Consider the following 20,647-nt stretch of genomic DNA (forward strand, 5'->3'; position numbering starts at 1 on the left):
GTTGTAACCGGCGCTCACCCATGTGTCAATGGTTTGTCGTGACATTAAGACTAATGCCACGCTCTGCCGTGCATGTTTCCTCAGTATGTCAAGACATAGTGATGTCCTATTGCCCTCTGATGAATTCGGCTCTACGTTGACATCAAGACCCCCCGACCACAGGAGCCGCCATGCGCCCCCTGCTTCTCGCGATCCTGCTGTTACCCGTGCTCGCCGCGCCGGCCGCGGTGGCCGACGGCATAGCCACAGCCGAACCCTCGGTCGAGACGCCCGCCATGTTCGACGACGAGGCCGGCGGCAACGCCAACGGCGACGACCCCGCCATCTGGGTGCACCCCTCGCGCCCCGGCAAGAGCATCGTCATCGGCACGGCCAAGGAAGGCGGCCTGTACGTCTACAACCTGGCCGGAGCCCAGGTCCAGCACATCCCCGCACCCGCCGCGCCCGGCCCGGACGACGAGGTGGGCAGGTTCAACAACGTCGACCTCGTGGAGGGCTTCCGCCTGTCCAACGGCTCCGAGGTGGACCTGGCCGTCGTCTCCGACCGGGGCCGCGACCATGTCCGCTTCTACGCCGTCAACCCCACCAAGGCGGCCGCGGGCCAGCCCCCGCTCACCGACGTGACCGACCCGGACGTGCCGTTCGTCTTCAACAGCACGCAGGCCGAGGTCAACGACGCCGCCACCGCGTACGGCCTGGCCACCTGGCAGGACCGGCACGGCGACTACGCCCTGGTCAGCCGCCGGCACATGACCTCGGTCGGCCTGGTCAAGCTGGCCGCCAAGCCCGGCGGGAAGGTCGGCTACTCCCTCGTCCGCACGCTCAGCCTGCCCGCCAGCTTCGTACTGCCCAACGGCAGCACCTGGCACCCGTGCGAGGACCCGGGCGAGCTGGCCCAGGTCGAGGGCATGGTCGTGGACGGCGAGCGCGACGTGCTCTACGCCGCGCAGGAGGACGTCGGCATCTGGCGGATGCGCGCCGACCTGACCGGCACGCCGGTGCTGATGGACAAGACGAAGGAATATGGCAGGCAGGACACCTTCGACCCTGCGACCGAGGAGTGCCTGCCCGGCCCCGACCCCGGTTACGGCGGCGAGCACCTGGCGGCCGACGCCGAGGGTCTGACGATCTACGACTCCGAGGACGACGGCGACGGCTACCTGCTGGCCTCCAGCCAGGGCGACAACACCTTCGCGGTGTACGAGCGCGAGGGTGACAACGACTACCTCGGCCAGTTCCGGGTGGGCTCGGCCGGCGGCGTCGACGGCGTCGAGGTCAGCGACGGCTCGATGGTGACCGGCAAGTCGCTCGGTTCGGCCTTCCCGCACGGCCTGTTCGTCGCGCACGACGGCGTGAACACTCCCGCCGACGGCGACCGGGAGATCACCAACTTCAAGTTCGTCCCGTGGGAGGAGGTGGCCGAGCCACTGGACCTGGACATCGTGAACTAGCGAGGGCTCGGGGCCCGGCTTCGGCCGGGCCCTTCTTCCTTTATAGAACGGAATTCTTTGTTCCGCGTATAGTATGCGTATGACCACTGCACCGATGAGCGGCCGCAAGGCGCAGGCCGCGCGCAACGACGAGCTGATCCTCCAGGCCGCCCGCGCGGTCTTCACCGCCGACCCCGGTGCGCCGATCGCCGCGGTGGCCGATCGGGCGGGCGTCGGGATCAGCGCGCTCTACCGGCGCTACGGCAGCAAGGAGGCGTTGCTGCAGAAGCTCTGCGGCGACGGCCTCCAGCTGTACATCGCCGCCGCGGAGCGGGCGCTGCGCGCCGAGGGCGACCCGTGGGCCGCGTTCCGCTCCTTCATGGCGGACATCGTCGACGCCGACACCCACTCGCTGACCCTGGCCTTGGCGGGCACCTTCCACCCGACCGAGGAGCTGTCCCGCGACTCGGCGCTGGCCGGCGAACTGGGCGAGCGGGTGTTCGCGCGCGCCTCCTCGGCGGGGGTGATCAGGCCGGACGTCGCCATGGCGGACATCTCCGTGCTCTTCGAGCAGCTCGCCTCGATCCGCCTGGGCGACGAAGCCCGTACGGCCCGGCTCCGCCACCGCTACCTCGCCCTCCTGCTGGACGCCCTCCACCTGCCCTCCGGCACCACTCCCCTGCCGGGCCCTCCCCCGAGCCAAGAGGAGATCGAGGCCCGCTGGATCCCCGCCTAAGCCTCCTCCGCCAGCGCGAGGGTGCGGCGGGCGCGGGTGACGACGGGGGCGTCGACGAAGCGGCCGTCGGGCAGGGCGACCGCGCCCACCCCCGCCGCCCGCGCCCGCTCCGCCGCCTCGACCACCTCGCGGGCCTTGGCCACCTCGCCGGACGCGGGCCGGAAGCCCTGGCGGATGGCCGGGAGCTGGCGCGGGTGGATGGCGGCGCGGCCGAGCATGCCGAGAGCGCGGCCCCGCACGCACGAGGCGATCAGCCCGTCGGTGTCCTTCAGGTCGGCGTACACCGACATCGGCACCGGCGGCAGCCCCGCGGCCGCGGCGGCGAGCACCACCCGCAGCCGCAGGTGATCGAAGGCGTGCTCGGCGGTGATGGACAGCTCGGCGGCCAGGTCCTGCTCGCCGAGGGCCAGCCCGGCGACACGCGGGTGAGCCGCGATCGCCTCGGCGCCGAGCACGCCCAGCGCCGACTCCAGCAGCGCGTACGCTCCCACCGGCCGGTCGCCGAGGATCTCGTCGGCCAGGTCGAGGGTCTGCGGCGACTCCACCTTCGGCAGCCGCAGCGCGTCCAAGCCCGGCGCGGCGGCCAGTTCGGCGAGGTCGTCGAGGCCGCGCCGGGTGGCCAGGTCGTTGATCCGCACGTGCAGGGCGGGGCCGCCCTCGGGGCCGCGCCGGGCCAGGAACTCGGCGACGGCGCGCCGGGCGTCGTCCTTGCGCGCGGGGGCCACGGCGTCCTCGAGGTCGAGGATCACCACGTCGGCGCCCGAGGCGACGGCCTTGCCGTACCGGTCGGGGCGGTCGCCGGGGACGTAGAGCCAGGTGATCGGGAGTGTCACGCGACCACCCCGTCCGCGCGCAGAGCGGCGATCTCGTCAGGGGTGCAGCCGAGCTCGGCGAGGATCTCGTCGGTGTCGCGGCCGAGGCCGCGTCCGGTCCACCTGACCTCACCCGGCGTCTCGGACAGACGGAACATCACGTTCTGTACGGTCACCCGCCCCAGCTCCTCATCCGGCAGTTCGACGAAGGTGCCGAGCGCCCGGTACTGCGGATCCTCGGCGATGTCGGCGACGTCGTAGATCGGCGCGATGGCCGCCTGGGCCTCCTCGAAGCGGGCCACCACCTCGGCGGCGTCCCGCTCGGCGATCCACCCGCCGACGGCCGCGTCCAGCTCGTCGACGTGCTCGACCCGGCCGCGCCCGCTGGCGAACCACGGCTGCTCGGCCAGGTCGGCCCGGCCGACCAGGGTGACGACGCGCTTGGCGATCGTCTGCGCGCTGGTGGAGACGGCCAGCCAGCGGCCGTCCCGGGTGCGGTAGGTGTTGCGCGGCGCGTTGCTGCCGGAGCGGTTACCGGTGCGCTGGGCCACCACGCCGAGCGCCTTGTAGGCGGTCATCTGCGGGCCGAGCAGGCCGAGGATGGGCTCGATGATGGCCATGTCGATGACCTGGCCCTGGCCGGTGGCCTCGCGGGCGTGCACGGCGACCATGAGGGCGTAGGCCATGGCGAGGCCGGCGATGCCGTCGGCCAGGGCCAGCGGCGGCAGCGTGGGCGGCCCGTCGGGCTGGCCGGTCATCGAGGCGAAGCCGCTCATCGCCTCGGCGAGCGTGCCGAAGCCGGGCTGCCCGGCCATCGGGCCGTGCTGCCCGAACCCGGTCATCCTGGCCACGATCAGGCGGGGGTTGAGCTTCCGCAGGTCCTCGGGGGCGAGGCCCCAGCGCTCCAGCGTGCCGGGGCGGAAGTTCTCCACGAGCACGTCGGCCTCCGCCACCAGGCGGCGCAGGATCCGCTGGCCGTCCTCGTGCGACAGGTCGACGGCGGCGGTCCGCTTGTTGCGCGACAGCGTCTTCCACCACAGCCCGACCCCGTCGACGGAGGCGCCGTGGCCGCGCGAGGGGTCGCCGCGCCGCGGATGCTCGATCTTGATGACGTCGGCGCCGAAGTCACCGAGCATCATCGCGGCCGAGGGGCCGGCGAACAGCGTCGCGATGTCGATCACCCGGAGGTTTCCCAGACTGCTCATAGTTGTATAACTTATAAGAAATGTCCGCACCGTTGAGCAAGGCCGACTACGTCTACCGCGCCCTGCTGGAGGAGATCCGCACCGCGCGCCTCCCCGGCGGCACCGCGCTGCGCGCCGCGCCCATCGCGCAGCGGCTCGGCGTCTCCATCACCCCGGTCCGCGAGGCGCTGCGCCGCCTGGAGCGCGACCGGCTGATCAGCTACGAGCCGCACCACGGGGCCACCGTCGTGGACCTGGGCGACGGCGCGCTCCAGGAGTTCTACGGGGTGCGGGCCGCCCTCGAAGGGCTGGGGGCGCGGCTGGCCGCGGCCAGGATCACGCCCGCCCAGCTCGCGGAGCTGCGGGTGCTGCACGAGTCGATGGTCCGGGATCACGCCGAGGGCAGGTGCGAGGGGCTGGGCGAGCGGAGCGAGGAGTTCCACCTGCGGATCACCGACATCGGCGGGCCGGAGTTCCTCGGGCAGCACGCCAGAGGGGTGCGGGCCGGGGTTCCGGTGCCCGCCGGGCACTCACTGTGGCTGGATCCGGTGCTGGCCCAGGGGCAGCTCGACGCGCACGAGGGGATCCTGCGGGCGCTGGAGGCCGGGGACGGGCCGGCGGCCGAGCGCCTCATGTCCGGCCATATCGACGCCGCCGCCCGCCATCGGATCGGCACGCGCCCTCCCTAGCGGACAGGGTCCGCACGCAGGTGGAGGAGCTCCTACACCTACCCTGGTGGGAGTGGGGGGCCGTCGCCGTCGCCCTGAACTGAGCGAGGAGGCAGCGCATGTCCACGATCGCCATCGTCGGCGCCGGCCCCGGGCTGGGCCGTTCGCTCGCCAAGGTCTTCGGCGGCCACGGCTTCGACGTCGCCCTGGTCGCCCGCGACCGCGGCAGGCTCGACCCGCTCGTCGCGGAACTGGCCGAGGCGGGGATCACCGCGGCCGGGTTCGGCGCCGACGTGACCGACCGCCCCTCGCTGGTGGCCGCGTTCGACCAGATCAAGGAGCGCTTCGGCGGCGTCGAGGTGCTCGAGTACTCCCCCGCGCCGCACCCGCCCACCCCGGACCCGGTGATGGCCGGGCCGCTGGAGGTGAGCGTGGACAACCTCCAGCCCCAGGTCGAGTACTACCTGTACGGCGCGGTCACCGCCGCCCGGCAGGTGCTGCCCGGCATGCTCGCGGCCGGGTCCGGCACGCTGCTGTTCACCACCGGCGGAGGCTCGATCACCCCGCACCCGGCGATGGCCAACGTCGACGCCGCCGCCGCGGCGTTGCGCAACTGGGTGCTCAACCTGCACCAGGTCACGACCGAGAAGGGCGTCTACGCCGCGTACGTGGCGATCAACGCCAGCCCGCCCGAGGCCGAACCGGACGCCGTCGCCGCCGCCTACTGGGACCTGTACACCCGTCGCGAGCAGGCCGAGCTCGTCTACGGCGCCTGACCGTGGTCCTTCCAGCCGCTGAGGGCGTGTTCGACCAGGTCGGCGACCGCGCCGTCCGCGCAGGGGCCCACGACCAGGTCGGCGCCCGCCCGGACGTCGGGGTGGCCGTCGCCCACGGCCACGCCCAGCCCGGCCGCCGCGATCATGTCGAGGTCGTTGGGGTTGTCGCCGATGGCGGCCACCTGCGTCAGCGGCACGCCCTCGGAGGCGGCGAACGCCCGCAGCGCCGCCCCCTTGGTGGCGCCTTCGGGCAGCACCTCCAGGTAGGCGGCCTCGGAGCGCATCGTGGTCGTGCCCTCGATGCCAAGATCGGGCAGCAGGTCGACGGCGCCGATCAGCATGCACTTGGTGACGTCGTCCGCGGGCACCGCGCCCCATCCGCCGGGCGGGCGGTGCAGGTCGAGGCCGTCACGGCGGGCGTAGTCCCGCAGTTCGGGCACCTCGTGCAAGGCCAGCGCCCGCCCACCCGAGAACACCACCGGGTAGACCCCGCCCGGCAGTTCCCCGAACAGGCGGGTGACGGCGTGCCACGCGGCGGCGGGCAGCCTGCTGGAGGCCAGCACCCGGTCGTCGCGCAGATCCACCGTGCGCGCCCCGTTGTACAGGATCGCGCCCCCGGACAGATCCAGCTCGTCGTAGAAGCGGCGCGCCGAGTGCTCGCTCCGCCCCGTGGCCAGCACGACCCGCCCGCCCGCCGCCATGTACCGCAGCAGCGCCTTCCTGCTCGACTCCACCATGAGCAGGTCCCGCCCGACCAGCGTCCCGTCCAGGTCGGTGACGATCCACCGGATCACCGCGCGACCTCGGAGAGGAGCTCCCGCAGGGCGGAGGACTCCAGGTCGAAGCCGCCCACATGGGCGAGGTAGTCGCCGGGGGCGAACGGGTCGCCGAGGTAGACGCCACCGGCCCGCTCGACCAGCAGGGCTCCGGCGGCTACGTCCCACGGGCTGACGTTGCGGCCGTAGGCGGCGTCGGACCAGCCCGCCGCGACGTGCGCGAGCTTGAGCGCGGCGCTGCCGGGGCGGCGTACGGCGGCGAAGGAGGACATCAGTCGGCCGTACCGCTGAAGGGCGAGGTCGCCGTCGGTGGCGAAGTCGCGCGGTGTCGGATAGCTGCACAGCAGCATGGCCTCGCGGTCGGTGGCCGCGCCCACGCTGCGCAGCGGCGCGCCGTTGCACCAGGCGCCGGTGTCGGAGGCGGTGAACTCGTCGTCGCGGATCGGGTCGTAGATCACTCCGGCGACGAGCCGCCCGTCGACGGCGGCGCCGATGGAGACGCAGAAGAACGGCAGCCCGGCGGCGAAGTTGGCGGTGCCGTCGATCGGGTCGACGAACCAGCGGACGGAGCCCTCGCCGGTGGTGCCGCCCTCCTCGCCGACGATGACGCTGCCGGGGCAGCGGGCGCCGATGACCTCGCGGATGGCCGCCTCGGCCGCCCTGTCGTGCTCGGTCACCGGGTCGTGGAAGTCGCGTTTGTGGTCGACCTGCGGCCGTGAGCGGAACGCCTTGCGCAGCCGCTCCCCCACGGTGCGCGCGGCCTCCGAGGCGATGTCCATCAGCTCGTCCATGTGTCCTCCAGCAGTCTCAGCAGCCCGTGCGCGTCGTCCACGACAGCCGCCGGGCGCTGCCGTACCTCGTAGGGGATCTTGTCCGTGCTGTCCGACCTCATCAGGATCGTCGAGCCCGCCCCGGCGCGTGCCCCGCAGACGACATCCCTGTCGTAGTTGTCCCCTACGTACCAGACATCCGCGGGAACGACGCCCAACGCCCGGGTGGCGATCCAGATCATCTCCGGGTTCGGCTTCCTGACCCGCACCTCGTCGCTGTAGACCTGCAGCGCGAAGCGCAGGCCGTGGGCGTCCACGAAGTCGCGGTGGACCGCGCCGGACAGCGAGTTGCTGACCACGGCGACCGGCACGTCCCTGCCCGCGCAGGCGGTCAGCAGCGCGGGGATGCCGGGGCGGATCTTGCGGTCCTGGCGCAGCTCGCCCATCCGCTTGCACAGCGCGGTCGCCTCGGCCAGCACCAGCTCGCGCGCGGCCGGGCCCCAGTCGGCGGCCACGAAGTCGCCCCAGAAGCGCCGGTGCGTCATCTCCTCCGGCGCGTACGGCCGGGACATGGCGTCCTTCCAGCACCGGTCGGCCTCCACCCCGGCCCTGATGTCGAGCTCCACCTCCTGCGGGGTCAGTACGGCACAGCCCGCGACGACGAGCCTGCCGTGCACGTCGGCGGCCAGCTCGGCCGCCCACGAGGGCCGCTTGGTCGTCTCCACCAGCACGCCGCCGAAGTCGAGCAGCAGCGCGGCGGGGGCCCTCATCGGGCGCTCGCCATGTCCCAGGCGGCCATCCTGGCTCCCGAGCCGTCGAACAGGTGCAGGTTCTCCGGCTCGATCCAGCAGGTGACGCTTCCCCCGGGCGCGACCTCCACCGGCGTGTAGGTCAGCGCGAACAGCTCGGTGTCGAGGATCCGCAGCCGCAGCGTCCATGACGAGCCGGCCGGCAGCACGGCCTCGACCTGCGCCTCCTCGCTCCAGGCCGCGGCGGGCGGGCGGCCGAAGCGGATGGCCTCGGGCCGCATGCCGACGGTGGCGGGCACGCAGGCCGCCCGGTCGCCGATGTGCCGCAGCAGCGAGCCCGCCATGCCCGCGGTGCCCTGGGCGGGCACGGGGACCAGGTTCATCGGGGGGCTGCCGACGAACTCGGCGACGAACCTGTTGGCCGGGCGGCGGTACATCTCCATCGGGGAGGCCATCTGCTGCAGCAGGCCCTGGTCCATGACCGCGACGTCGGTGGCCATGGTCATGGCCTCCATCTGGTCGTGGGTGACGAACACGATCGTCGCCCCGGTCTCCTCGTGGATGCGCTTCAGCTCGGCGCGCATCTCCAGGCGCAGCCGCGCGTCCAGGTTGGACAGCGGCTCGTCCAGCAGCAGCACCGACGGGCTGACCGCGAGCATGCGGGCCAGCGCCACGCGCTGCTGCTGGCCGCCGGACAGCTGGGAGGGGTAGCGGTCCATGGCGTCGTCGACGTGCACCATGGCGAGCGCGGCCTCGGCGCGGGAGCGGCGCTCGGCGGCGGGGACCTTGCGCATGCGCAGGCCGAACTCGGTGTTGCCGCGCACGGTCAGGTGCGGCCACAGCGCGTAGTTCTGGAAGACCAGCCCCATCTGGCGCTTCTCCGGCGGGACGTACAGGCCCTGTTCGACGGAGTCGAGCACCCGGTCGCCGACGGCGATGGTGCCCGCGGTCGGCTGCTCCAGTCCGGCGATCATGCGCAGCGTCGTGGTCTTGCCGCAGCCCGAGGGGCCGAGCAGACACATGAACGCCCCATCCTCAACCACTAAATCCAGATTTTTCACCGCATATTCGCCCGAGCCGTAGCTCTTGGCGATCCCCGAAAGGGTAATCGTCGGCATTTATCCTCCCAATCCGGATGCAAGGCTGCTCTTGGTGAGCCGCTGGGTCAGGTACGTCATGGTGAACGACACCAGGGCGATCATCAGCACGACCGCGTTGGCGAGCTGGGTGTAGCCGTAGTCGACCAGGTTGATCGACAGCGTGGTGAGCAACTGGGTGCCCGTCGTGGTGAGCATGATGACGATGCTGAGCTCCTTCAACCCCGAGATGAACGGCAGCACCACTCCGGTGACCAGCGCCCCCTTCTGGATCGGGAAGATGATCAGGCGCATCCGGGTCCACCAGGTGGCCCCGCAGATCTGCGCGGCCTCCTCGGGTTCCCTGCCCAGTTGCATCATCGCCGAGATGCCCGAGCGGGAGGAGTACGGCAGGTGTGTCACGGCCATGACGACGATCAGCAGCAGCGTCGTGCCGTACAGCGCGGGAATGGGGCCGCGGGCGACCGCGAACAGGGACAGTGAGGCGGCCGCGAAGGCGATGCCGGGGATCAGGTAGGGCAGGAAGGAGACCTGGCGCAGGAAGCCGCTCAGCCGGGGCGCGACGCCGCGCACCACCACGTACCCCACCAGCAGCCCGACGACGCCGCAGATCAGCGCCGCGCTGCCGACGATGACGAGGCTGTTCACGGCCGCGTCCCACAGCTCGTTGCCGCGCAGCACCCCGTGCGGGAAGCCGACCGCGCCCGGCAGCGACTCGGCCAGCCAGAAGTCGAGGGTGAAGTTGTCCAGCCGCCACACGCCGGGGGTGCGCATCACGGTGGACAGGATCAGCGTCATCACCGGCACGACCACGCCGGCCATCAGCACCAGCCCGGCCAACCCGGCGGCGGGCCAGCGCCAGCGGCGCAGGTCGCCGAGGCGGTCCATCGCGCCTTTGCCGCCCACGGTGACGAACCTGCGGTGCTCGCGCATCAGCCGCATGTCGGCCAGCACGATCAGCACGCCGATGATCACGATGACGGTGGCGATGACCGACGCGACGCCGGTGCTGCGGTCCCGGATCGACTGGTAGAGGCCGGTGGACAGCACCCGGTAGTCGGCGGGCAGGCCGAGGATGTACGGCGTGCCGAACGTCCCGAGCACCCGGCCCAGCACCAGCAGCACCGCCGACGACAGCGCGGGCATCATCAGCGGCCCGGTGATGCGCCGCAGCACGGTCCCCCGGCCCGCGCCGAGGATCCGCGCGGAGTCCTCCAACTGCGCGTCGATACGCCGCAGCGCGTTGCCGACCAGCAGGAACACGAACGGGTAGTAGTGCAGGCCGAGCGTCACGATGATCGGGATCGGCCCGTAGGCCAGCCAGTCGGGCGTGCGGACGCCCCCGGCCTGCAGCACCCCCTCCTGCCCGGCGGCCCGCTCGTTCTTGAACAACGTCAGCCACGCCAGCGAGAACGTCCAGGACGGCAGCATGTACGGCACGACCAGCGCCCCGGCCAGGAACTTGCGCCCCGGCACATTGGTCCTGGTCACCAGCAGGGCCGTGCCGCCGCCCACGACGAGCGCGAACAGCACCGTGCCCAGCGAGACGACCACCGTGTTGACCAACGGCTCCCAGAAGATCAGCTCGCTGATCTGGGAGCGGAACACCCGCCACAGGTAGTAGCCGGTCCACTCGCCGGGCTGCTGGCCCGAGTGCACCTGGTCGCCGTACTGGATGCGGAAGGAGTCCGAGATCACCGACACCAGCGGCGCGACCACCAGATAGAGCAGCAGCAGCGCGAGGACCAGGCCGAGCGCCGCCGTCGGCTCGTGCCGCAGCACCCTTAACCGGTACACCAGCCTGCGCCGCCGTGGCGGTTTCACCGGCGGCCGTTGGATCGTCAGGGACATTCAGTGGCTCCGTTTCAGCATCGCGTCGGCCAGCGCGTCGGCGGCTTCGCCGAGCCTGCGGCCCACGGCGTCCAGGCGGGCGAGCAGTTCGCGCCGCCGCATCAGGTCCATCTCGAAGGGGCCGCCGAACAGCTCGGCCAGGCCCGTCTGGTAGAGCTGCCTGACCCGGCTGCCCGCCTTGCGGGCGGAGAGCACGGCCAGGGTGACCCCGCCGGGGTCGTCCAGCATCTTCCGCACGGCGCCGTCCAGCTCGCCGAGCCCGTCGATGACGGCGCGCAGCGGGTCGGCGGCGAAGGTCAGGTCTCCCGGCCCGAACAGGTCGCTCTCCCGGACGTAGTCGCGCAACTGGTCGAGGATGTCGTCGATGGAGCGGGAGAGCCGGTAGAGGTCCTCGCGGTCGATGGGCGTGGCCAGCGCCCTGCGCAGCGCGCGGACGAGTTCGGCCCTGGCCTCGTCGCCCTCGTGCTCGACCCCGGCCATGCGGGCGCGGGCGGTGGCGTGGTCCAGCCGCCCCAGCGCGGCCTCCAGCGCCAAGACGGCGCCCGCCCTGGCGACGGCGATCTGCGCGGCGACCAGGCCGACGATGCGGGGCGCCGACCCGCCGCGCAGGTCGTCCCAGGCCCGCCGGATCCGGCCGATCACGGTGCCGCGACCGGAGCGGACAGGGCGGGCAGCGCGCGCACGGCCAGCCCGGCCGCGAAGCCGAGCAACGCGGCCGAGGGCAGCGTCACCAGCCAGGCCGCCCCCAGGTTCAGCACGCCCTGCCACCGCACCCTCCTCGCTCCCTCACTGGCCGCCGCCCCGACCACACCGGCCGACAGCGACTGGGTCATGCTCACCGGGCTGCCGAGCACCGAGCTGCCCAGCACCGCGGCCGCCGCGGCCGTCTCAGCCGACGCGATGTGCAGCGGCCTGGCCAGGACCAGGCCGCGGCCGAGCCGCTCGCCGACGCCGGTCAGGCTGGTCAGAGCGCCCAGGGCGAACAGCGCGGCCACGGCGGCGAGCCAGCCGCCGGGGATGCCCGGCGGGCCCGCCACGCCGGTCGCCATGCTCACGACGGCGAACATCTTCTGGCCGTCGTTGACCGCGTAGGCGACGCACTGGGCGGTGTAGGCCAGCAGGTGCGTGCCGTACACCAGGGCGGGCATCCGGCCGGTGCCCGGGACCCGGCGCGAGCCGGCGCCCAGCAGGTAGCCGAGCGCCAGGCCGACGGCGGGCGCGGCCAGGCCGGTGGCCAGCACCGACCCGAGCGCCCACCACGGTACGGCGAGGCCCGCGCCGAGCCCCGCCCCGCTGATCCCGCCGATCACCGCGAGGGTCAGGCTGGTGGGCAGCCCCCGCGCGCTCAGCACCCCGACCACGATCAGTGCCACGACCACGCCGGCCAGGAAGGCCGCCTGGCCGCGCGGTCCCGTCAGCACCGCCAGGCGGGTGGTGAACGCCTCGGCGACGCCGTACCCGAGCAGGAGCGGGACGGTCACCAGCGCCAGCGGCGGCAGGAGCATGCTGAGCAGGCCGCTCACGGTGCCGCCCCGGGGGAAGCGCAGCGCGAGCGCGAGCAGCGCCGCTCCGTCGTTCGCGCCGCAGACCAGCACGAACAGCACCGCCACGGAGACGAAGGCGATCGTCCATCCCATCATCCGTGGTTGACGCGCCAGAAGTCCGACACGACCTGCCGGTTCTGGAAGTCGCCGAGGAGCTTGGCGGAGTCGGTGTGGAACAGGTCCGCGCCCCAGTCGTTGAGCCCTTCGGGGGTGACCAGGGGCTTGACGGTGGAGTTGCCGGACACGCCGCCCTCGGCGATCTCGTGCTTGACGCCCTCCTCGGTCATGATGAAGTGGGCGTACAGCTTGGCCGCGTTGGGGTGCTTGCTCTTGGTCGCGAGGGCCACGTACTTCGGGTAGGAGAAGCCGGTGAACGGCCGCATGCCGGTGCAGGCGGCCTGCTTGTAGCCCTTCTCCTCGTTGTTGCGGAACTTGGAGATCGACATGAAGCCGATCTTCACGTCCTTGGTGGCGGCCGGGCCGACGGCGCCGGAGATGTCCTCGTCCGAGCCGGTCAGCACCGGCTCGTTGGCCGCCAGCCGCTTGATCCACTCGTAGGCGGCGCTCTTCTCCTTCGTCTCGAGCGGCTTGCCGTACCTGGCCTGGTAGGCCTGCTCGAGGCCGGGGTTGCCGTGCGCGTCGAGCTGGGTGAGGAAGGACAGGACCGTGGGCTTGCCCAGCGGGTCCTGCATGACCAGCTTGCCCTTCCACTCCGGCTCGGTGAGGTCCCAGATGTTCTTGACCGGGCACCCGCCGGGCGAGAGAACGGTGTTGTAGGCGAAGATCGTCGCCTTGGAGAGGGCGAGCAGCGGGTTCTGGTTCGCCTCGGGGATGTCGGCCTTCAGGTCGCCGGGGATCCAGGTGTGCACGATGTTCTGCGGGATGAGCTGACCCATGAGGACGCCGCCGTCCTCGAACATGGTGGCGTCGATGGTCACGTTGTCGGCCGCGTGCTCGCGGGTCATCTTCTCCGCGGTCTCGGGGCTGTCGGACTTGACGCCCTCCATCGTGATCCCGTACTTCGCGGTGAACGCCTTGGCGACGTCCTCGATGTCGCCGCTGGAGTCGTAGACGGTGACGCTGCCCTCCGCCTTGGCGGCGGCGATCAGCTTGTCCAGGTCGAAGGCGGCGTCCTGGGAGGCCGCCGGCACGGCCGCCGGAGCCGTGGCCTGCACGGCGCCACCGGTCGACGGCGCGCAGCCGCTGCTCAGCAGGACCGCCACGGCGAGTAAGGCGAGCGGGGTGGTGCGGGGGGTGAGCATGGCGACGCTCCTTGTCGACGGAGAGCGACCGGTCCCCCGGCACGGACGCTGCGATTCCCCCAAGAATGAACAACAGATGAACACTATGTCAAGACATTCTTACCTTTGGCGGATCAGGGAACAGCCTGTCCAGCATTTGTCAGGACATTCTGACTTCAGCTAACCTGATCACATGACCGCGAACCTGGCGATCGACCTGGACCGCTCCAGCCCCGTGCCGCTGTACTTCCAGGTGGCCGAACAGCTCGCCGAAGCCATCAGGCGGGGCGACCTGGCGCCCGGCTCCAGGCTCGACAACGAGATCCTCCTCGCCGACAAGCTCGGCCTGTCCCGGCCGACCATCCGCCAGGCCATCCAGTACCTCGTGGACAAGGGCCTGCTCGTGCGCAAGCGCGGCGTCGGCACCCAGGTGGTGCACGGCCAGGTCAAACGGTCGGTCGAGCTGACCAGCCTCTACGACGACCTGCGCCGCGCCGGGCAGGAGCCGGCCACCCAGGTGCTCGCCCTGGAGCCCCGCCCGGTGGACGAGCAGATCGCGCCGATCCTCGGGGTGGCCCCCGGCACCCAGGTGCTCTACCTGGAGCGCCTGCGCTTCGCCTCCAGCGAGCCGCTCGCGCTGCTGCACAACTGGCTGCCGCTCAGCCTGGCCCAGCTCACCGCCGAGGACCTGGAGACCCGCGGGCTGTACGAGCTGCTGCGCTCGGCCGGGGTGCGCATGCGGGTGGCCAACCAGCGCATCGGCGCCCGCGCCGCCACGCTCACCGAGGGCAGGCTGCTCGACGAGCGCCGGGGCGCGCCGCTGCTCACCATGGTCCGCACCACCTACGACGACCAGGGCAGGGCGGTCGAGCACGGCTCGCACGTCTACCGCGCCTCGCACTACTCCCTGGAGGTCACGCTCATCGAGCGCTGAGCGGCGCTCAGTCCGCTCCGCCGGTCGCGCGCACGGCCGCCTGGGCGGCCTCGCGCAACTGCGCGTGCAGGACGGCGTTGGGCTCGCGGTCGGTGCGCACCTCCACCAGGCGCAGCCCCTCGCCGCGCAACGCCTTGGGCAGGTCGGCGATCTCGGTGACCTGCGTGTACGGCGTGCCGGTCGAGGCGGCCACATACCCCAGATCCACCCCGTGCGGCGTGCCGAAGACCCGCTCGAACGGGTCGCGCACCGCCGCCTGCGGCAGCAGCGAGAAGATCCCGCCCCCGTCGTTGTTGATCACCACCAGGCACAGGTCGGGCCGCGGCTCGCGCGGCCCCAGGATCAGGCCGTTCTGGTCGTGCAGGAACGTCAGGTCGCCCAGCAGCGCGTAGGAGGGCCCGTTGTGGGCGAGCGCGGCGCCCATCGCGGTGGAGACCAGCCCGTCGATCCCCGACACTCCCCGGTTGGCCATCAGCCGCAGACCACGCCGCGGGCGCATCGCCTGGTCCAGGTCGCGGATGGGCATCGAGGAGCCGCAGAACAGCAGCGCGCCGTTCGGCAGCGCCTCGGCCAGGTCGCGGGCCACCCTCGGCTCGCTCAGCCCGGACTCGTCCAGCACGTCGTCCACGGCTATGCGGGCCGCCGTGTCGGCGCGCCGCCAGGAGTGCAGCCAGCTGTCGTCGCCGGAGGCGACGGGGATCTCCACCGCCTGCGCCACCTGGGTGGCCGACCTGGTCGGGTCGGGCCATCGGGCCAGGTCGGGGGCGACCACGATGTGCTCCTCGGCGCGGCGCAGCCACGACAGCAGCGGCCGCGACAGGCCGGGCCGGCCCAGGGTGACCACCACGTCGGGCCGGTGCTCGTCGGCGAACTCCGGGGTGCCGAGCAGGAAGTGGTAGGTGGAGACGGCGTGGTCGCCGTACCGGCCGCCGCCGTTGGGCTCCGACAGCACCGGCCAGCCGGCCATGCCCGCCGCGGCGACGTAGCGGCGCACGTTGGCCGCGCCGTCGCCGACCACGAGCACGCCGCGCCTGGTCGGCGGGATGTGCAGGGCCACGGGCGGCGGGGCGACGCGGGCGCGCACCCACGGCCCGGTGGCGTCGCCGTCGAGCGACTCGCACCAGGAGGTGTCGCCGTCGGGGATGAGCGGCTCCCTGAAGGCCAGGTTCAGGTGGACCGGGCCGGGGTCGGAGGGGCCGAGCGCACGCTGGTAGGCGCGGCAGGCCAGCGAGCGCCAGTAGGCCACCTGGCCCGGCCGGTCCTCGGGCACGCCCACCTCGGCGAACCAGCGGGGGGCCGAGCCGTACAGCTTGATCTGGTCGATCGTCTGGTTGGCGCCGGTGCCGCGCAGTTCGGGGGGGCGGTCGGCGGTGAGCACCAGCAGCGGCACGCCCGACTCGCTCGCCTCGATGACGGCCGGGTGGAAGTTGGCCACGGCGGTGCCGGAGGAGCAGATCAGCGCGACCGGCCGCTCGGACCTGCGGGCCAGGCCGAGCGCCAGGTAGGAGGCCGAGCGCTCGTCGATGCGCACGTGCAGGCGCACCCGCGACTCGGCGTGCAGGGCCAGCGCCAGGGGGGCGGAGCGGGAGCCGGGCGCGAGCACCACGTCCGTGAGGCCACACCTGACGAGCTCGTCCACCAGGACGGTGGCGAGCGCGGTCGCGGGGTTCACAGAGCTGCCTCCTGCATCCGGCTGAGCCAGGCGGGGGAATCGATCTCGACCAGGGCCAGAGCCTGCTCGTCCACCGGCGGGCGGCGGACCGCGATCATCCCGTCGACGGGGACGAGCGGATCGGCGACCACGTCGCCCGACAACAGCGACATCGTGCCAAGACCGCAGGCGTACGGCAATTCGGGCAGCGCGGCGGCCAGGGCGAGGCCCGCCGCGAGGCCCACCGAGGTCTCCACGGCGCTGGAGACCACCGCGGGCAGCCCGCAGGCCTCGACCACGCGCAGCGCGGCGCGGACGCCGCCGAGCGGCTGCACCTTGATCACCGCGATGTCGGCGGCCTCGGCGGCGCGGACCTTCAGCGGGTCCTCGGCGCGCCGGATGGACTCGTCGGCGGCGATCGGCATGGTGACCTGGCGGCGCACCTGGGCCAGCTCGTCCAGGGTGGCGCAGGGCTGCTCGGCGTACTCCAGGTCGAAGCGGCCGAGCTGTCTGAGGGTGCGGACGGCGGTGGGCACGTCCCAGGCGCCGTTGGCGTCCACCCGCAGGCGGCCCGCGGGGCCCAGGGCGTCGCGGACGGCCTCCACCCGGGCCAGGTCGTCGGCCAGGGTCTGGCCGTGTTCGGCGACCTTCACCTTGGCGGTGCCGCAGGCGGCCTGCCGTACCAGCTCGAAGGCGCGTTCGGCGGAGACGGCGGGGACGGTCGTGTTGACCGGGACGGCGCCGCGCAGCGGGGCGGGCCAGCCGTCGAAGGCGGCCTCGCGGGCGCAGGCCAGCCAGCGGGCGCACTCGCGCGGGCCGTACTCGGGAAAGGGGGAGAACTCGCCCCAGCCGGCGGGGCCGTGGATGAGCACGCCCTCGCGGGCGGTCTGGCCGCGGAAGCGGGTGCGCATCGGGATCCTGAAGATCCGGGAACCGCTCACCGCACCTCCTGTAGTCCTGCCTGTCGCCACTAACCTTACGAGCATGAGGAGGAACCCGTCGCATCCGGACCGTCCGTTGCACGCACTCGTGCTTCCGCCGGGTCCCAGGCTGTTCGAGGCGATCCGCGGCGCCCTGTCCGGCGACGGCCCCGCCGTGCTCCCCCTCGCGCCCGGCCACGCGACCGCCGCGCTCGCCACGCTGCGCCCCACCCACGTGGAGACCCCCGAGGGGGTACGGCCCCGCGACGACGGCGCCGGGGTGCCCGAGGACGTCGCGGTCGTCATCGCCACCAGCGGCAGCACCGGCGCCCCCAAGGGCGTGCAGCTCACCGCCCAGGCCCTGCGCGCCTCCGCCGCCGCCTCGCTGCGCCGCCTGGAGGCCTCCCCCGGCCAGCGCTGGCTGTGCTGCCTGCCGCCCTCGCACGTGTCGGGCCTGCAGGTGCTGGTCAGGTCGACGCTGAGCGGCACCGACCCGGTGATCCACTCCGGGTTCGACGAGCGGGCCGTGCTCGGTAGCGGCGCCGACCACGTCTCCCTGGTCCCCACCCAGCTGCACCGCCTGGTCCGGCGCGAGGCCGACCTGTCGGCGTTCCGCACCATCCTGCTCGGCGGCGCGGCGCCCCGCCCGGGCCTGCTGGCCGAGGCCAGGTCGCTCGGCGCGCGGGTGGTCACGACGTACGGCATGAGCGAGACCAGCGGCGGCTGCGTCTACGACGGCCAGCCCCTGGACCAGGTGGACCTCAAGATCGGGGCGGACGGCCGCATCGCCATGGCCGGGCCCGTGCTGTTCTCCGGTTACCGCTTCGGCGCGGCCCCCCTCGACGGCGGCTGGTTCGTCACCTCCGACCTCGGCGAGCTGTCCGGCGGGCGGCTGCGGGTGCTCGGCCGGGCCGACGACGTCGTCAACACCGGCGGCGAGAAGGTCGTGGCCGCCGCGGTGGCCGCCGTGCTCGCCGGGCATCCGGGGATCGCGGACGCGGCCGTCGTGGGCGCCCCCGATCCCGAGTGGGGCGAGCGGGTCGTGGCGGTCATCGTGCCCGCCGACCCGGCCGCGGCCCCCACCCTGGAACAGCTCCGCGCCTATTGCACCGACCGCCTGCCCGCCTACGCCGCGCCCCGCGAGCTGCGGATACTCCCCCGGCTGCCGCTGCTGCCCAACGGCAAGACCGACCTGGCGGCGATCAGGACCGGAACCTGACGGCGGCCGGATGCGTCATATTGGTGAGGCTCCGAACAGAAAGGGGACCTTCATGAACCAAACCCGCAAGATGTGGGTGTCCGCGGGAGTCGTCGGCGTGATCCTCGTCGGTGGCGCCACCATCGCGGCCTCCGCCTCGGCGGGCAGGCTCGAGAAGGTGAGTGAGGAGATGCGCGCCGTGGTGGAGAAGAACCCACCCCTGCGGGAGCCGGCCCCGTCCGCCGATCCCGAGTCGGTCACCCCGTCCGACGACGACGTGGTCTCCCACGAGGTCGAAGACGACCCCGGCAAGGTCACCGAGTACTGGACCGACGACCGCATGGAACACGCCGAGCCCATGCCGATCCCCGAGGTCGACGCGCGCGAGGGCGAGAAGCTCAACTGACGCGCCGGGCGGATCGCCCAAACGACGATCCGCCCCTTTTTACCTCCTGCGGGAACAAATAGCGGCAGCTGACGTTATTGATACTGGTGCGCCGAGCGACCACAGTCGCCCCACCACAACTACGCCGCACGTCTCTGACTCCGTATGGAGGAGGTGTCCTCATGCCCCGAACCGCCGTGGCGACCTCGCCTGCCACCCTCGACCAGCTCCTTGCCCGAGGACGAGCTCAGGGTCACCTTTCCCTCACGGAGCTGCGCGACGCGTTCGCGCAGGCGGGCGTCAGCCCCTCCGCGGGGCGATCCATCCTGCGTGAACTGACCGACGCGGGAGTGAGCCTGGCAGCCGAGACCGCGCCGTCGCCGGCGAGCGCGCCCAAGAAGACGCGAAAGAAGGCCGCCAAGGCCGACGTTCCCGCGCCCGACGTCACCTCCGCCGCCGCCGCCGCCGAGGAGGAGTCGCCCGACGACGTGGAGCTGGCGTCGGAGGAGGCCGAGCTGGAGAACGAGACGCTCGACCTCGACGACACCGCCTCCGTCATGGGCGACTCCGTGCACACCTACCTGAAGTCGATCGGCCGCCGTACGCTGCTGACCGCCGCGCAGGAGGTCGATCTGGCCCGGCGGATCGAGGCCGGTCTGTACGCGGAGTACAAGCTGGAGTCGGAGCCGGGCCTGTCCGCCGCCCGCCGCGCCGACCTGGAGATGGTGGCCCAGGACGGCCGCCAGGCCAAGGACCACATGCTGGAGGCCAACCTGCGGCTCGTGGTGTCGGTGGCCAAGAAGTACACCGACCGCGGGATGGCGCTGCTGGACGTCGTCCAGGAGGGCAACCTCGGGCTGATCCGGGCGGTGGAGAAGTTCGACTACACCAAGGGCTTCAAGTTCTCGACGTACGCGATGTGGTGGATCAGGCAGGCCATCCAGCGAGGCTTCGCCGACTCCGCGCGCACCATCAGGCTGCCGGTGCACGTGCTGGAGATGCTGTCGAAGCTGTCGCGGATCGAGCGCGACATGCACCAGCGGCTCGGCCGTGAGCCCACGCCCGAGGAGCTGGCCGTCGAGCTGGACAGGACGCCGGACCAGATCGAGGAGCTGCTGCGCACCAGCCGGCAGCCGATCTCGCTGAACGCCACCATCGGTGAGGACGGCGAGACCACGATCGGCGACCTGATCGAGGACGTGGACTCCCCGGAGGCGTCCGAGATCGTCGACCGGCAGCTGCTGGGCGACCAGCTCAGGGGCGTGCTGGGCAACCTGTCGCCGAGGGAGTCGCGCATCATGGCGCTGCGCTTCGGCCTGGTGGACGGCAAGCCGCACACGCTGGACGAGATCGGCAAGCACCTGGGCCTGACCCGGGAGCGGATCCGCCAGCTGGAGAAGGAGTCCCTGTCCAAGCTGCGCCACCCGAGCAACACCCGCCCGCTGCTGGACTGGGCGAGCTGACCTCGCCGAAAAGGCCCGGCACCCTGTGAAGGGTGCCGGGCCTTTTCGCGTCTCGCGGCTAGCGGGCGGAGGGGACCGCGCGGGGCAGGCGGACGATGCCGCTCAGCCGGTTCTCCTCGCGCATCGTGCGCAGCCTCATGACCTCGGCGGTCCACGCCGCGCCGGTCGGCGTCGCCCTGGCCTGGCGGCGGCGGATGCGGTCGTCGTAGGCCTTCACGCCGAACGTCGCCCGCTGGCCCGACTCGGCCGCGCGCAGCGCGTCGGTCAGCGCCTTGTCGAAGTGCAGCCCCGCGGCGCGCAGCTCCAGCTCCGGCGCCCCGGCGGCGCGCAGCTCACGCAGCACGCTCTCGGCCTGCCTGGCCTTGTCGAGCAGCTCGGGGAAGCTCTTGGAGATCTCCTGGTCGGCGTGGAAGCGGACCTCGGCCTCGCGGCTCACACGCGGACGGAAAAACGCCATCGACT

Annotated in this window: 21 protein-coding genes; 8 read left to right on the forward strand and 13 right to left on the reverse strand. The window is 72.5% G+C overall.

Annotated features, from left to right (window positions below; translation table 11 throughout):
• The first annotated feature begins 170 nt into the window (after positions 1-170).
• Together ABZ911_RS34085 and ABZ911_RS34090 are read left to right on the forward strand one after the other, a co-directional pair.
• Positions 171-1,451 carry a phytase gene (locus ABZ911_RS34085; protein WP_358065527.1) on the forward strand — a complete coding sequence of 427 codons (1,281 nt, stop codon included), beginning with the start codon at positions 171-173 and terminating at the stop codon, positions 1,449-1,451.
• A 79-nt stretch (positions 1,452-1,530) separates the two neighbouring features.
• Complete coding sequence (locus ABZ911_RS34090) at positions 1,531-2,166, forward strand: helix-turn-helix domain-containing protein (RefSeq protein WP_358065530.1); 636 nt, start codon at positions 1,531-1,533, stop codon at positions 2,164-2,166.
• On the opposite strand, the gene ABZ911_RS34095 is transcribed toward ABZ911_RS34090, so the two are convergent.
• On the reverse strand, positions 2,163-2,999 hold the full coding sequence (locus ABZ911_RS34095) for a CoA ester lyase (protein ID WP_358065533.1): 837 nt from the start codon (positions 2,997-2,999) through the stop codon (positions 2,163-2,165). The genes ABZ911_RS34090 and ABZ911_RS34095 overlap by 4 nt on opposite strands.
• A complete protein-coding gene (locus ABZ911_RS34100; protein WP_358065536.1) occupies positions 2,996-4,183 on the reverse strand; it encodes a CoA transferase in 1,188 nt (395 codons plus the stop codon). The genes ABZ911_RS34095 and ABZ911_RS34100 overlap by 4 nt, the downstream gene beginning before the upstream one ends.
• A gap of 20 nt (positions 4,184-4,203) precedes the next feature.
• Here ABZ911_RS34100 and ABZ911_RS34105 point away from each other — a divergent pair, with 20 nt between their 5' ends.
• Both ABZ911_RS34105 and ABZ911_RS34110 read left to right on the forward strand, forming a co-directional pair.
• Positions 4,204-4,851 carry a GntR family transcriptional regulator gene (locus ABZ911_RS34105; RefSeq protein ID WP_358065539.1) on the forward strand — a complete coding sequence of 216 codons (648 nt, stop codon included), beginning with the start codon at positions 4,204-4,206 and terminating at the stop codon, positions 4,849-4,851.
• 98 nt (positions 4,852-4,949) lie between these two features.
• Positions 4,950-5,606 carry an SDR family NAD(P)-dependent oxidoreductase gene (locus ABZ911_RS34110; RefSeq protein ID WP_358065542.1) on the forward strand — a complete coding sequence of 219 codons (657 nt, stop codon included), beginning with the start codon at positions 4,950-4,952 and terminating at the stop codon, positions 5,604-5,606.
• On the opposite strand, the gene ABZ911_RS34115 is transcribed toward ABZ911_RS34110, so the two are convergent.
• The 8 genes from ABZ911_RS34115 to ABZ911_RS34150 are packed head-to-tail and all read right to left on the reverse strand — an operon-like array spanning position 5,594 to position 13,655.
• Positions 5,594-6,400 carry an HAD hydrolase family protein gene (locus ABZ911_RS34115; protein ID WP_358065545.1) on the reverse strand — a complete coding sequence of 269 codons (807 nt, stop codon included), beginning with the start codon at positions 6,398-6,400 and terminating at the stop codon, positions 5,594-5,596. The genes ABZ911_RS34110 and ABZ911_RS34115 overlap by 13 nt on opposite strands.
• On the reverse strand, positions 6,397-7,173 hold the full coding sequence (locus tag ABZ911_RS34120; protein ID WP_358065548.1) for an inositol monophosphatase family protein: 777 nt from the start codon (positions 7,171-7,173) through the stop codon (positions 6,397-6,399). The genes ABZ911_RS34115 and ABZ911_RS34120 overlap by 4 nt, the downstream gene beginning before the upstream one ends.
• Positions 7,161-7,922 (reverse strand): HAD family hydrolase, encoded by a 762-nt coding sequence (locus ABZ911_RS34125; protein ID WP_358065551.1) that lies wholly within the window; start codon positions 7,920-7,922, stop codon positions 7,161-7,163. Before ABZ911_RS34125 ends, ABZ911_RS34120 begins: the two co-directional genes overlap by 13 nt.
• Positions 7,919-9,019: an ABC transporter ATP-binding protein gene (locus ABZ911_RS34130; protein ID WP_358065554.1), complete on the reverse strand. Its 1,101-nt coding sequence runs from the start codon at positions 9,017-9,019 to the stop codon at positions 7,919-7,921. Before ABZ911_RS34130 ends, ABZ911_RS34125 begins: the two co-directional genes overlap by 4 nt.
• Positions 9,020-10,849, reverse strand: a complete 1,830-nt coding sequence (locus ABZ911_RS34135; protein WP_358065557.1) for an iron ABC transporter permease — start codon at positions 10,847-10,849, stop codon at positions 9,020-9,022.
• On the reverse strand, positions 10,850-11,491 hold the full coding sequence (locus tag ABZ911_RS34140; RefSeq protein WP_358065560.1) for a DUF47 family protein: 642 nt from the start codon (positions 11,489-11,491) through the stop codon (positions 10,850-10,852).
• Positions 11,488-12,486: an inorganic phosphate transporter gene (locus tag ABZ911_RS34145; protein WP_358065562.1), complete on the reverse strand. Its 999-nt coding sequence runs from the start codon at positions 12,484-12,486 to the stop codon at positions 11,488-11,490. Before ABZ911_RS34145 ends, ABZ911_RS34140 begins: the two co-directional genes overlap by 4 nt.
• Positions 12,486-13,655 (reverse strand): ABC transporter substrate-binding protein, encoded by a 1,170-nt coding sequence (locus ABZ911_RS34150; RefSeq protein ID WP_358065565.1) that lies wholly within the window; start codon positions 13,653-13,655, stop codon positions 12,486-12,488. The genes ABZ911_RS34145 and ABZ911_RS34150 overlap by 1 nt, the downstream gene beginning before the upstream one ends.
• A gap of 172 nt (positions 13,656-13,827) precedes the next feature.
• Between ABZ911_RS34150 and ABZ911_RS34155 the strand changes: the two genes are divergently transcribed.
• A complete protein-coding gene (locus ABZ911_RS34155) occupies positions 13,828-14,568 on the forward strand; it encodes a GntR family transcriptional regulator (protein ID WP_358065568.1) in 741 nt (246 codons plus the stop codon).
• Positions 14,569-14,575: 7 nt separating this feature from the next.
• On the opposite strand, the gene menD is transcribed toward ABZ911_RS34155, so the two are convergent.
• Together menD and ABZ911_RS34165 are read right to left on the reverse strand one after the other, a co-directional pair.
• Positions 14,576-16,240 carry a 2-succinyl-5-enolpyruvyl-6-hydroxy-3-cyclohexene-1-carboxylic-acid synthase gene (gene menD / locus ABZ911_RS34160; RefSeq protein ID WP_358065571.1) on the reverse strand — a complete coding sequence of 555 codons (1,665 nt, stop codon included), beginning with the start codon at positions 16,238-16,240 and terminating at the stop codon, positions 14,576-14,578.
• Positions 16,237-17,205, reverse strand: a complete 969-nt coding sequence (locus ABZ911_RS34165; RefSeq protein ID WP_358065574.1) for an o-succinylbenzoate synthase — start codon at positions 17,203-17,205, stop codon at positions 16,237-16,239. Before ABZ911_RS34165 ends, menD begins: the two co-directional genes overlap by 4 nt.
• On the opposite strand from ABZ911_RS34165, the gene ABZ911_RS34170 reads away from it, so the two are divergent.
• The 3 genes from ABZ911_RS34170 to ABZ911_RS34180 all read left to right on the forward strand — a co-directional run bounded on the left by ABZ911_RS34170 (position 17,204) and on the right by ABZ911_RS34180 (position 20,185).
• Entirely contained in the window at positions 17,204-18,358 is a 1,155-nt protein-coding gene (locus ABZ911_RS34170) for an AMP-binding protein (RefSeq protein WP_358065576.1), read from the forward strand. The two genes, ABZ911_RS34165 and ABZ911_RS34170, sit on opposite strands and share 2 nt — an antisense overlap.
• A 52-nt stretch (positions 18,359-18,410) precedes the next feature.
• Positions 18,411-18,743 carry a hypothetical protein gene (locus ABZ911_RS34175; RefSeq protein ID WP_358065579.1) on the forward strand — a complete coding sequence of 111 codons (333 nt, stop codon included), beginning with the start codon at positions 18,411-18,413 and terminating at the stop codon, positions 18,741-18,743.
• A 161-nt stretch (positions 18,744-18,904) separates the two neighbouring features.
• Entirely contained in the window at positions 18,905-20,185 is a 1,281-nt protein-coding gene (locus ABZ911_RS34180) for an RNA polymerase sigma factor (RefSeq protein WP_358065582.1), read from the forward strand.
• Between the two features lie 58 nt (positions 20,186-20,243).
• On the opposite strand, the gene ABZ911_RS34185 is transcribed toward ABZ911_RS34180, so the two are convergent.
• A complete protein-coding gene (locus tag ABZ911_RS34185) occupies positions 20,244-20,621 on the reverse strand; it encodes a hypothetical protein (protein ID WP_358065585.1) in 378 nt (125 codons plus the stop codon).
• Positions 20,622-20,647: the final 26 nt, after the last annotated feature.

It is taken from the genome of Nonomuraea sp. NPDC046570 (assembly GCF_040645915.1).
In the GTDB taxonomy this organism is placed as follows: Bacteria; Actinomycetota; Actinomycetes; order Streptosporangiales; family Streptosporangiaceae; genus Nonomuraea.